8 protein-coding genes are annotated in these 12,699 nt (G+C 55.4%); all 8 read left to right on the top strand.

The features are described from left to right. Positions 1-27: 27 nt before the first annotated feature. The 8 genes from Y017_RS10015 (at position 28) to mgtE (ending at position 12,641) form a co-directional block, all read left to right on the top strand. Entirely contained in the window at positions 28-297 is a 270-nt protein-coding gene (locus tag Y017_RS10015) for an HPr family phosphocarrier protein (protein WP_011587834.1), read from the top strand. 138 nt (positions 298-435) lie between these two features. After that, positions 436-3,075: an MFS transporter gene (locus Y017_RS10010; protein WP_035460585.1), complete on the top strand. Its 2,640-nt coding sequence runs from the start codon at positions 436-438 to the stop codon at positions 3,073-3,075. Between the two features lie 35 nt (positions 3,076-3,110). Then, a complete protein-coding gene (locus Y017_RS10005; protein WP_035460582.1) occupies positions 3,111-6,851 on the top strand; it encodes a nitrate reductase subunit alpha in 3,741 nt (1,246 codons plus the stop codon). Next, positions 6,848-8,401 carry a nitrate reductase subunit beta gene (narH, locus tag Y017_RS10000; protein WP_035460579.1) on the top strand — a complete coding sequence of 518 codons (1,554 nt, stop codon included), beginning with the start codon at positions 6,848-6,850 and terminating at the stop codon, positions 8,399-8,401. Before Y017_RS10005 ends, narH begins: the two co-directional genes overlap by 4 nt. Continuing rightward, positions 8,394-9,149 (top strand): nitrate reductase molybdenum cofactor assembly chaperone, encoded by a 756-nt coding sequence (narJ, locus tag Y017_RS09995; protein ID WP_035460577.1) that lies wholly within the window; start codon positions 8,394-8,396, stop codon positions 9,147-9,149. The genes narH and narJ overlap by 8 nt, the downstream gene beginning before the upstream one ends. After that, positions 9,142-9,831, top strand: coding sequence for a respiratory nitrate reductase subunit gamma (gene narI / locus Y017_RS09990; RefSeq protein ID WP_035460575.1), 690 nt, complete (start codon positions 9,142-9,144; stop codon positions 9,829-9,831). Before narJ ends, narI begins: the two co-directional genes overlap by 8 nt. A 20-nt stretch (positions 9,832-9,851) precedes the next feature. Then, positions 9,852-10,661, top strand: coding sequence for a peptidylprolyl isomerase (locus Y017_RS09985; RefSeq protein WP_011587828.1), 810 nt, complete (start codon positions 9,852-9,854; stop codon positions 10,659-10,661). A 615-nt stretch (positions 10,662-11,276) separates the two neighbouring features. Continuing rightward, entirely contained in the window at positions 11,277-12,641 is a 1,365-nt protein-coding gene (gene mgtE / locus Y017_RS09980; protein ID WP_011587827.1) for a magnesium transporter, read from the top strand. Positions 12,642-12,699 lie beyond the last annotated feature (58 nt).

Here is a 12,699-nt window from a genome sequence, read left to right as displayed (position 1 = left end):
CCACCTCCTCCGACCACAAGATGACCGATGATTGAAAAACAACTCGATGTAATCAACAAACTCGGCCTGCATGCCCGCGCTGCCGCCAAAGTAGTCAGCGTGGCATCACGCTACAACAGCAGCATCCTGGTACTGCACAAAACGCAGACCATCGACGCGAAAAGCATCATGGGCTTGCTCATGCTCGGGGCGGCCAAGGGAAGCCGCATCACCTTTCGAGTGGAGGGCGATGATGAACAACAGGCTATGGACGAACTGAAAGACTTGTTCTCTCGCCGTTTTGACGAAGGAGAATAGACGCAGATCAAGGTTTTGTATCGTATACAGGGTTTATATCGATCACTTATTGCGCTCCCGCCTTTGCAGCTGTAACTATCCTAAACAGGCTTGTTAACAAGCCGCCCCCGTCATACAACCATGAGGCAGGGAGGTCCTATGGTTGCAGAAGGAATGGCACGTGCGGAGCAACGCCGCGCGCTAGTTTTCTCGACCTTTGCGTTCACCCTCTGTTTTGCAGTATGGACAATGCTGTCCATACTCGGGTTACAGATTAAGGATGAACTGAACCTCACCGATACCCAGCTGGGCCTGCTCATGGCAACCCCAGTGCTTACCGGCTCCATCAGCCGATTATTTCTTGGTTACCTAACCGATCGTTTTGGCGGCCGCAAGGTGTTCAGTCTGCTGATGCTGCTCACTGGCGTCTTTGTCTTCCTGCTGTCTCTGGCCAACACCTACTGGTTACTACTGCTCGGTGCGCTGGGCGTTGGCCTAGCCGGTGGCTCCTTTATTGTTGGGGTGGCTTACACTTCCGCCTGGTATCCCCCCGAGAAACAAGGTACCGCGCTGGGCATCTTCGGGGCCGGCAATGTGGGCTCGGCAATCACTAGCCTGTGCGCGCCCTCCCTGCTACTGGCCTTGGGCTGGACCGGTACCGCCCAGCTTTACGCGGTAGTTATCGCCGCCAGCGGGATATTTTTTCTGCTGTTCGCCCGCACTGACCCCCTAAGCCAGCAGCGTGCTGCCAACCCGGTCTCTCTTAAAGAGCAATTTGCTCCGCTTGGCGAACTACGAGTATGGCGCTTTTCCCTCTATTACTTCTTTGTGTTTGGTGGCTTCGTCGCTCTAGCGTTGTGGTTGCCTCACTACCTGGTGGAAGTCTACGGCTTGAGCATTACTGTCGCAGGTGTTGTGGCCGCCCTGTACACCATTCCCGCCTCACTATTCCGGATTCTGGGAGGCTGGCTGTCCGACCGCTACGGGGCCCGAAAAGTGATGTACTGGACCCTAGTCGTGTCAGTACTGTGCTGCTTCCTGCTCAGCTACCCACCCACCGACTACGTGATTGATGGCGTCAACGGAAAATTACGCTTCTCCATGGCCATGGGACTGATCGGCTTTATTCCCCTAACTATGGTATTGGGCTTTTTCATGTCCCTGGGTAAAGCGGCAGTGTTCAAACACATCCCGGCCTACTACCCCAACAATGTGGGTACCGTGGGCGGCCTGGTGGGCATGGTCGGCGGGCTCGGCGGCTTCCTGCTGCCTCTCACCTTCGGCATGCTCAACGATGTCATTGGCATCTGGCAAAGCAGCTTCATGCTGCTGTTCCTAGTCTCGGCCTTTGCGCTACTGTGGATGCATTACTCCATTCTGCGCGCCAACAGAATAGAACTGGGCGAAGATATACAAAGCCGCGACCTGCCCGAGCTCTCTACCCCAAAAGCATTCGTACTGGATGACTGGCGTCCGGAAGAACCCGCCTTCTGGGAAGAACAAGGCAAGCGTATTGCTCAGCGCAACCTATGGATATCCATTCCTTGCCTGATACTGGCATTTTCAGTGTGGATGGTGTGGTCTGTGGTCGTTGCCAAATTACCCAGCGTGGGCTTTGACTACAGCCCCAACCAACTGTTCTGGCTCGCTGCTCTGCCCGGGTTATCCGGGGCGACTCTGCGAATCTTCTACAGCTTTATGGTGCCAATATTTGGCGGGCGGCGCTGGACCGCTCTTTCCACCGCGTCACTACTGCTGCCGGCATTGTGGATTGGTGTGGCAGTGCAAAACCCAAACACCTCTTACCTGGTCATGCTGATCCTGGCTCTGCTATGCGGTTTTGGTGGCGGCAACTTTGCTTCCAGCATGGCCAACATTTCTTTCTTCTATCCCAAGCATGAGAAAGGCAAGGCCATGGGCCTTAATGCTGGGCTAGGAAACTTGGGGGTCAGCCTGATGCAATTTGTGGTGCCCCTGATCATCACCACCGGGGTATTCAGCTTCGTGGCAGGTGGCCCACAAATTACCGCTAGCAACGACGCCATATGGTTGCAGAACGCCGCCTTTGTCTGGGTTCCCTTCATTGTCTTGGCAACCATTGCCGCCTGGTTTGGAATGAACGATATCGCCAGTGCGCAATCTTCGTTTAAAGACCAAGCCACCATTTTCCAGCGTAAGCACAATTGGCTAATGTGCGTGCTCTACACCGGAACGTTTGGCAGTTTTATCGGCTTTTCCGCCGGCTTCCCGTTACTCAGCGCCAACCTGTTCCCAGAAGTCGATGCACTCAAGTATGCCTTTCTTGGCCCACTGGTTGGCGCCCTTAGCCGCGCATTTTCCGGCGGCGTTGCCGACCGCTTTGGCGGCGGCAAGGTCACATTATGGGTCTTTATCGGCATGATCGTTGGCGTGATCGGGACGCTGTTTTTCCTGCAAAAAGAAAGTTTTCAGGGTTTCTTTTTCATGTTCCTGTGGCTGTTCTTCGTTTCCGGGGTAGGCAACTCCAGCACGTTCCAAATGATCCCCACCATTTTCTCCATCTCGATCCCGCGCATCATGCCTTCGCTACCGCAAGACCAGCAGCGTATTCAAATCGAGCGTGAATCAGCGGCTACCGTAGGCTTCACCTCGGCTATCGCCGCCTACGGGGCCTTCTTCATCCCCAAGGCGTTCGGCACATCACTGAGTCTAAGCGGTAATGCCAATGTGGCGCTGTACGGTTTCATTCTCTTTTACGTGTTGTGCCTGGGTATTACTTGGTTCTACTACACACGCAAGAAGGCTGAGATTCCGTGTTGAGCGCCTGATATTCAACATCCATAGGGAGAGCATCCATGAGCCACTTTCTCGATCGTCTGAAGTACTTGGGAAAAAAACCAACCGACTTTTCAGACAAACACGGGGAGACCCGTGACGAGGACCGGCATTGGGAAGACGGCTATCGAAGCCGCTGGCAGCACGACAAAATCGTGCGCTCTACCCATGGAGTGAACTGTACCGGATCCTGCAGCTGGAAAATCTACGTCAAAAACGGCCTGGTGACCTGGGAAACTCAGCAAACGGATTACCCCCGTACTCGCCCCGACTTACCTAATCATGAACCCCGAGGCTGTCCACGTGGGGCCAGTTATTCTTGGTACCTATACAGCGCCAATCGCCTAAAGTACCCCCTAATTCGACAGACCTTGCTGAAATTGTGGCGCGACGCCCTTAAGGAACACTGCGATCCAGTGGATGCATGGGCTTCCATCGTGGAAACCCCGGACAAAGCGCAGCAATACAAACAAGCCCGCGGTATGGGCGGTTTTGTGCGCGGCGACTGGGACGAAATGAACCGCATCATTGCCGCGGCTAACATTTATACCGCCAAACAATATGGACCTGATCGGATCATCGGTTTTTCTCCGATCCCAGCCATGTCCATGGTGTCCTATGCTTCCGGGGCTCGCTACCTGTCACTGATCGGCGGGGTCTGCCTGTCCTTCTACGACTGGTACTGCGACCTCCCCCCCGCCAGCCCACAAACCTGGGGCGAACAGACCGATGTGCCAGAATCCGCCGACTGGTACAACAGTGGCTATATCATTGCCTGGGGCTCCAACGTACCTCAAACCCGGACCCCGGATGCTCACTTCTTCACCGAAGTACGCTACAAAGGCACCAAGACCGTGGCCATCACGCCCGACTATGCCGAAGTTTCCAAATTGTGTGACGAATGGCTGAGCGCCAAGCAGGGCACAGATGCCGCCCTGGGGTTAGCGATGGGGCATGTCATCCTCAAGGAATTCCATCTCAACAATCCCAGTGAATATTTCACAGACTATGTACGGCGCTACACCGACATGCCCTTCCTGGTGGAACTGGAACCCCGTGACGACGGCAGCTACGTTCCCGGTCGTCAACTCCGCGCCAGTGATTTCGACGCATCCCTCGGACAGGACAACAACCCGGAATGGAAAACCGTGGTGTGGGACCCTGCCCGAGATGCCCCAGCGGTTCCGCGAGGCTCCATTGGTTTCCGTTGGGGCGAAAAGGGAAAATGGAACCTAGAACCACTAGACGCCGCCGGCAATAGCATCACGCCACTACTCACTCTGGCCGATCACCATGACAACATCGCCAAAGTGGCGTTCCCCTATTTCGGCGGCATCGCACGTGAACATTTCAATCACGTGGCCGGTGACGACATCCTCCACCACTCGCTGCCCGCCAAGCAACTATCCCTAGCAGATGGGCGACAGGCGCTGGTAGTCACCGTGTTTGATCTGATGTGTGCAAACTATGGCATCGACCGAGGGTTCGGAGACGATGACGGTGCCACCCATTACCGCCAACTCAAACCTTACACCCCCGCTTGGCAAGAACAAATTACCGGGGTCCCCGCTGAACAAGTAGCACGGATTGCCCGGGAGTTCGCCGACAACGCTGACAAGACTCGGGGCCGCTCCATGATCATTGTCGGTGCCGGCATGAACCACTGGTACCACATGGACATGAATTACCGAGGGCTGATCAACATGCTGATCCTGTGTGGCTGTATTGGTCAGAGCGGCGGCGGCTGGGCCCATTATGTAGGCCAAGAAAAACTGCGTCCGCAAACCGGCTGGTTGCCTCTGGCCTTTGGCCTGGATTGGACCCGTCCGCCCCGACACATGAACGGCACCTCGTTTTTCTATAATCATTCAAGCCAGTGGCGTTACGAAAAGTTGGACGTCAGCGAGCTGCTATCGCCGCTGGCCAAACCAGAGGATTACCAGGGCAGCCTGGTGGATTTCAATGTACGCGCCGAACGCATGGGTTGGCTGCCTTCAGCCCCCCAACTCGGGCGCAACCCGTTACAGATTGCCCGGGAGGCACAAGCGGCAGGAAAACCCGTTACAGATTATGTAGTGGAACAGCTCAAGTCTGGCAACCTGCGTTTTGCCGCTGAACAACCGGATGACCCAAAAAACTTTCCACGCAACATGTTCGTCTGGCGCTCCAATCTTCTGGGCAGCTCCGGCAAAGGCCACGAATACATGCTCAAGTACTTACTTGGCACCCGCCATGGTCTTCAAGGCAAGGACCTGGGAGAAATGGATGGCAACAAGCCCATGGAGGTGGACTGGGTCGAGCAGGCACCGGAGGGCAAGGTGGATCTATTCACCACGCTGGATTTCCGCATGTCCACCACCTGCCTGTATTCCGACATTGTTCTGCCCACGGCCACCTGGTACGAAAAAAACGACCTGAACACCTCAGACATGCACCCTTTTATTCACCCACTCACCGCAGCCACCGATCCGGCTTGGCAATCGCGCAGCGACTGGGAAATTTACAAAGGTATCGCCCGCACTTTTTCACAACTGTGCCCCGGTCATCTGGATGAAGAAACCGACGTGGTCACTCTGCCACTACAACACGACGCCCCGTCAGAACTATCGCAAAGCTGCGTACAGGACTGGAAAAAAGGCGAATGTGACCTGATCCCCGGCAAGACCATGCCTTCACTGGTTGAAGTCAAGCGGGACTACCCCGCCACCTATGAGCGTTTCACCGCCTTGGGACCGTTACTGGATAAACTAGGCAATGGCGGCAAGGGCATCTCCTGGAACACCGACAAGGAAATCCAGTTCCTCGGCGAACTCAATCACACCAAGCAGGACGGCCCTGCCAAAGGGCGGCCAAAAATTGAAACCGCCATTGACGCCGCCGAAGTCATCCTCTCTCTTGCACCAGAAACCAATGGCCAGGTCGCCATAAAAGCCTGGCAGGCATTATCAGAATTTACCGGTCGAGAACACGCACACTTGGCGCGCCCTAAAGAAGAAGAAAAAATTCGTTTCCGAGATATTGTCGCGCAACCGCGTAAAATTATCTCCAGCCCTACCTGGTCAGGTTTAGAGGATGAGCACGTCTCCTACACCGCAGGCTACACCAATGTGCACGAGCTGATCCCTTGGCGAACCCTCACTGGCCGCCAGCAACTCTACCAAGACCACCCCTGGATGCGAGCTTTTGGTGAAAGCCTGCTGGTTTACCGTCCGCCCATCGACACCAAAGCCGTGGCCAGTGCATTCAGCGTGCCCAACGGCAACCCAGAGAAGGCTCTCAATTTCCTGACGCCGCACCAGAAGTGGGGCATTCACTCCACTTACAGTGACAACCTGCTAATGCTGACGCTAAATCGCGGAGGCCCAGTGGTATGGCTATCCGAAAGTGATGCTGCTGACATTGGTGTGGCCGACAACGACTGGGTTGAACTGTACAACGCCAATGGCTCCATCGCTGCCCGCGCAGTAGTCAGTCAGCGGGTAAAGGACGGCATGGTAATGATGTATCACGCCCAGGAGCGCAATGTGAACGTGCCTGGCTCAGAAATCTCCGGCACCCGTGGCGGCATTCATAACTCTGTAACCAGAGTCTGCCCTAAACCCACCCACATGATCGGTGGCTACGCTCAACTAGCCTACGGATTTAACTACTACGGCACCGTCGGTTCCAACCGCGACGAATTCGTCATGGTCCGCAAAATGCGCAATGTGAACTGGCTGGACGGTGAAGGTCACGACAGCATACAAGAGGCCGTAAAATGAAAATTCGCTCCCAGGTCGGCATGGTGCTCAATCTCGACAAGTGCATTGGCTGTCATACCTGTTCCGTCACTTGCAAAAACGTATGGACCAGCCGGGAAGGTGTGGAATACGCCTGGTTCAATAATGTGGAAACAAAACCGGGCATTGGCTACCCGAAAGAATGGGAAAATCAAAAAAAGTGGAACGGTGGATGGATGCGGCGGCGTGGCGATGGGAAAATCGAGCCGCGTATCGGCGGCAAGTGGCGAGTGTTGGCCAACCTATTTGCCAACCCGGATTTACCGGAAATTGATGACTATTACGAGCCCTTCGATTTTGACTATCAGCACCTGCATACGGCCAAGGCCGGCAAGCATCAACCCGTTGCACGGCCCCGATCGCTAATTACTGGCAAACGTATAAAAAAAATAGAATGGGGTCCCAACTGGGAAGAAATCCTCGGCACCGAGTTTGCCAAACGCCGCAAAGACATCAACTTCGAACAAGTTCAGGCAGACATCTACGGCCAGTTTGAAAACACCTTCATGATGTATTTGCCACGGCTATGCGAGCACTGCCTAAACCCTACCTGTGTTGCCTCCTGTCCCAGTGGCGCTATCTACAAGCGAGAAGAAGATGGCATCGTATTGATTGACCAGGACAAGTGCCGCGGCTGGCGCATGTGCGTATCGGGCTGTCCCTACAAGAAAATTTACTACAACTGGAAAAGCGGAAAATCAGAGAAATGCATCTTCTGCTACCCACGTATCGAAGCAGGGGAGCCCACTGTCTGTTCGGAAACCTGTGTTGGCCGCATTCGTTATCTAGGCATACTGCTCTACGATGCCGACCGGATTTCCGAGGTAGCGAGCACCGCCGACGAACGCGACCTATACCATCGACAACGGGATATTTTCCTTGATCCCAACAACCCAGAAGTCATCGCCCAGGCACAACGCGACGGAATCTCTGACAACGTCATTGCCGCAGCCCAGGCTTCGCCTGTGTACAAACTAGCCATGGACTGGGGGCTCGCCCTGCCCCTTCACCCGGAATATCGCACCTTGCCCATGGTCTGGTATGTCCCTCCACTCTCCCCAATCCAGTCAGCTGCGCAAGCCGGCAAGATCGAATACGACGGTGTACTGCCGCGTATCGAGTCCTTACGAATTCCAGTGCGGTATCTAGCAAATATGCTCACCGCGGGTGAAGAACAACCCGTAGTGCTGGCCCTCAAGCGCCTGATGGCCATGAGAGTTTACATGCGTGACAAGCATGTGGAAGGTCACATCAATAAGGAAGTCGTTGATGCCGTAGGCCTAAGTGAACAGCAGGTGGAAGAAATGTATCGCTATCTGGCCATCGCCAACTATGAAGATCGCTTCGTGATTCCCTCCAGCCACCGCGAACAGGCGCGTGAAGCCTTTCCGGAACGCGGCGGCTGCGGTTTCAGTTTCGGCGACGGTTGCCACAGCGGCCAAAGCAAAAGCAACCTCTTCGGAGCCCGCCCGCAAACACGCACTCTGGTCAGCCCCCAGACCTATGACCCGCAGGAGAGCCCCCATGAATGAGCCCATTCAACGCACCCTACGGGTGCTAGCCCGGCTGCTGGATTACCCCCAGGCTGAACTGCAAGACGCCAGCGAAGCGATGCAGGCCATCATCCAGGCTGATCCGCGCCTGTGCGCCAAGCGCAAACAGGCATTAAACGCCTGGTGTGAACAAATCCAACATAATGAGCTGCTCGACCAGCAAGCGGAGTACGTGGCCCTGTTCGACAAGGGGCGCTCCACCTCTCTACTGCTATTCGAGCATGTTCACGGCGAATCGCGTGACCGTGGACAAGCCATGGTCGACCTGATCAATGAATACGCGCAGGCTGGGCTGATACTCGATAGTCGGGAACTGCCTGATTACCTGCCGCTGTTTCTGGAATACTTGTCCACACGTGACGAAACCACCATCGGCCAGTGGCTTGGCGATATTCGTCACATTCTGGCCCTTCTTACCGCTCGGCTGGAAGAACGCGATGCACCGCACGCACTCGTTACCAGCACCCTGCTCGCACTGATTGGTGCCGAGCAAGACGTGGCCCTCCATCGCCAAACCGTCAGTGAGGAAAAACCGGATCATACCCCCGAGGCACTGGATGCGGTCTGGGAGGAAGAGACTGTTCGGTTCCATGCGGACTCAAATCAAGATTGCGGCAGCCAAACCCCCCAGCAACAACACCTGACCCAGCACCGTCACCGCGTGCAGACTCAAACAGTCACCATTAAGGATTCCACCCGCCCTGCGGCTGGAGGGCACCATGGATAACCTCTCCCAATATCTGAATACCGTCCTGTTCGGTCTTTACCCCTACTTTGCCGTCACCGTATTTCTGGTCGGCAGCCTGATGCGCTTCGATCACGGCCAGTACACATGGAAAACCGGTTCCAGCCAGATGCTTTCCAGCCGCCACATGCGCCTGGCCAGCAACTGCTTCCATGTGGGCATTCTGGTGATTTTCTTCGGCCATCTAGTGGGATTACTGACCCCGCACTGGGCCTACGAATGGATTATTAGTCCGGGAAACAAGCAAATTATGGCGATACTGGTGGGCGGCATCGCCGGCATTTTTTGTTTCATCGGTGGCGCCATGCTGCTCTGGCGACGACTGTCCAATCCCCGTGTACGTGCCACATCCAGCGCAATGGATACCTTCATCATTTTTCTACTCGTGGTGCAGGTCACGTTAGGGCTGGGCACTATTATTCCCGCCATGGATCATCTCGACGGTGGGGTTATGCTGCAACTGGCAAACTGGGCACAGTCCATCGTTTTCTTTAAAGGTAATGCAGCGGTTCACCTGCAAGGCATCAACTGGGTCTACAAGATTCATATCCTTATCGGGCTCACCCTCTTTTTGCTCTTTCCCTTCAGCCGCCTAGTGCATGTATGGAGCGTGCCGCTGGGCTACCTGTTCCGCCGCTACCAAATTGTTCGTCGCCGCGGATAATCACACCAATAGAGGCAACCATGAAAAGAATTGATACCCATCAAGTGGAAGCCCCCAATGCCCTGCCCCTAATTACCGTGGGCGACCAAACCATCACCCAAGACGAGATAGCCCAGGAAATGCAGTATCACCCGGCTACCGATCTTAATCAGGCGCAGCACAATGCAGCACGGGCATTGGTGGTCCGTCAGCTACTATTACAGCAGGCCCAAACCATGGGCCTGGCTATCGACTGTGAGGGAGATGAAGCCGTCATTAGCGCCCTGTTGGAACGGGAGCTCACCGTGCCAAAGCCTCAGGATGAGGACTGCCGCCGCTTCCATAAAGTAGAAATTGATCGTTTCAGCGAGCCTTGCCAGGTGCTTACCCGGCACATTCTGCTAGCCGCAGGCCCTGACGACGCCCGTTCCCGCGACAGCCAATACCACCAGGGACAAAAGTTGATCCAGCAACTGCGCGACGCCCCCCAGCGATTCCCCGAACTGGCCCAGCGTTTTTCACAGTGCCCTTCGAAGGATCAAGGCGGCGAACTGGGCTGGCTACAGCTTGGACAAACCATTCCGGAGCTGGACAAGGTGTTACAGCGCTTGCCTGAAGGATTGCATGCCCGCCCCCTTCCTACCCGTTATGGCTGGCATGTGGTACACATTATTGAACGTAGAGAAAGCCGCCCACTACCCTACGAACAAGTGGAAGAGCGAGTCCGTCATACCCTCACAGAACAGGCTACCCGGCGCGCCTTGCGCCACTATCTACTAGCCTTGGAAGCTGACATCGGGGTGAAGGGCTTTCAGCTCGACCCCGACTCCAACAGCCCGCTGATGCAATAATGGAGATCTCTTGCAGGTCACCCATGCCAGAACGACTGGACAGTTTAGGCCCTCACATTTGTTATCTGCGCCTGACGTCCCAACCGCCGTAGGTAACCTGTGCTGCACGCAGCGTATGCGCGAAAGCGTAAACACGCCTACTTCGCGATCAAGTGCTAACACGGAAAAATGCATCAGCTAATTCGCAAATACTATTAGGGCACCTCAAAAAATTCCTTACCCGCTCAGTGTTTCAGGCAGGAGCGCACTCTACACCTCATTCAAAGCACAGAAGGCGCGCCCCTCAAAGGGCGCACTTTTGTAGGCACGCGCCTTGTTGTTAATGACGTGCAGCAAAGGGGCCGTGCCACCCAGGAGGACCCGAAGGGCGTGGCCATAATCGCTCTCTTCAATCACCGGTCGATAAAGCGTAAAAACCCGTTAACCTTTGATCTTTAAACACTAAAACAGTACCACCGGCACAAAAGGGCTGTTAATGTCTGGTTCGAGACTTTCACCGCAGTGTGTAATTTGCTCGCTTTTTGCGTATGAGTAGGTGCGAAAAAGTCACCCGCTCATCGCTCACGGTATTTTCCCGCTGTTAACGATTCACGATTCACGGTTAACGAATTTTTCATGCCCGCCGATAGCAGCCGTAGCCAACAGCATCTAAAAGCCATTAACCGCGCCCTCGCCAGCGGGACCTATACGCAGGTACGCCAGCTGATCAATAACCTGCCCGGCGCTGAAGCGGCACATTTACTGGAATCCTCGCCGCCACGAGAACGGGAAATTCTGTGGCAACTACTGCATAAGGATCAGGAATCCGAAGTCTTGCAGTACCTGGGCGAAGAAGTGCGGGGGGAGTTACTGCGTGACCTGTCCACCGACGAACTGGTCTCGTTGGCCGAAGACCTCGACACAGACGACTTAGCCGACCTGCTGCAAGAGCTGCCGGACCATGTCACCTCCCAAATCATGGCCAACCTGGATGCTCAGAACCGAGAACGGCTCGAGCATGTCCTCAGCTACCCGGAAGACACCGCCGGTGGCCTAATGAATACGGACGTGATCACCGTGCGCCCGGAAATCACCTTCGAAGTGGTACAGCGCTACCTGCGTCGGCGCGGCGAAATCCCCCGCACCACGGATAACCTGGCGGTAGTTAACCGGAAAAACCAGTTCATCGGGCTGCTACCACTGACCAAGGTACTGATCAGTGATCCCGGCACCACTGTGCGCGAAGCTATGATCACCGACACAGAGTCCATCACTGCCACCCTGCCCGCCCACCAAGTGGCAAAAATCTTCGAACGCCACGATTTGGTCACCGCCCCGGTGGTGGACGAAGACGGCATGCTGGTGGGTCGGATCACCATTGATGACGTAGTAGACGTCATCCGTGAAGAAGCGGACCACTCTCTAATGAGCATGGCCGGTCTAGATGAGGATGAAGACACCTTCGGTTCCGTGTGGCAAACCGCACGCCGCCGGGCGCTATGGCTGGGCATCAATCTTCTCACCGCACTCGCCGCTTCCGCCGTTATCGGCCTGTTTGAAGCCACCTTGGAAAAGGTGGTGGCTCTGGCGATTCTGATGCCCATCGTCGCCAGCATGGGCGGCATTGCCGGCAGCCAAACACTGACACTGGTAATCCGCGCCATGGCGCTGGGTCAGATTCAGTCCAACAACACCCGTTACTTGCTGTTCAAGGAACTGTCCGTGGGCGCCATTAACGGTTTGCTTTGGGCTACCGTCATCGGCATTACTGCCGGGCTCTGGTTCAACGACCCGAATCTGGGTTTGGTCATCGCCGCCGCCATGGTGATCAACCTGGTGATGGCCGCCAGTGCCGGCGCCCTGCTGCCGATCACCATGAAACGGCTGGGCATAGACCCGGCACTGGCGGGCTCCGTGGTACTGACCACCATTACCGATATTGTCGGCTTTTTTGCCTTCCTCGGCCTGGCCACGGTGCTCTATGCCCACCTACTAGCGTGACAAAGAAGGCAGGCCATTATTGGCCTTTCCCCTAGCCAAAAAACAAACGAATCACAGG

It is taken from the genome of Alcanivorax sp. 97CO-5, assembly GCF_000524665.1.
Taxonomy (GTDB): domain Bacteria; phylum Pseudomonadota; class Gammaproteobacteria; order Pseudomonadales; family Alcanivoracaceae; genus Alcanivorax; species Alcanivorax borkumensis.
Note: the sequence above shows the minus strand (reverse complement) of the source record. Positions and strands in the feature narration are given on the sequence as shown.

Excerpts from the sequence above, each read along its gene's own strand:
- narI (WP_035460575.1), top strand. The coding sequence starts at position 9,142 with ATGGATAACCTCTCCCAATATCTGAATACCGTCCTGTTCGGTCTTTAC.
- Y017_RS10010 (WP_035460585.1), top strand. The coding sequence starts at position 436 with ATGGTTGCAGAAGGAATGGCACGTGCGGAGCAACGCCGCGCGCTAGTT.
- mgtE (WP_011587827.1), top strand. The coding sequence starts at position 11,277 with ATGCCCGCCGATAGCAGCCGTAGCCAACAGCATCTAAAAGCCATTAAC.
- Y017_RS09985 (WP_011587828.1), top strand. The coding sequence starts at position 9,852 with ATGAAAAGAATTGATACCCATCAAGTGGAAGCCCCCAATGCCCTGCCC.
- narJ (WP_035460577.1), top strand. The coding sequence starts at position 8,394 with ATGAATGAGCCCATTCAACGCACCCTACGGGTGCTAGCCCGGCTGCTG.
- narH (WP_035460579.1), top strand. The coding sequence starts at position 6,848 with ATGAAAATTCGCTCCCAGGTCGGCATGGTGCTCAATCTCGACAAGTGC.
- Y017_RS10015 (WP_011587834.1), top strand. The coding sequence starts at position 28 with ATGATTGAAAAACAACTCGATGTAATCAACAAACTCGGCCTGCATGCC.
- Y017_RS10005 (WP_035460582.1), top strand. The coding sequence starts at position 3,111 with ATGAGCCACTTTCTCGATCGTCTGAAGTACTTGGGAAAAAAACCAACC.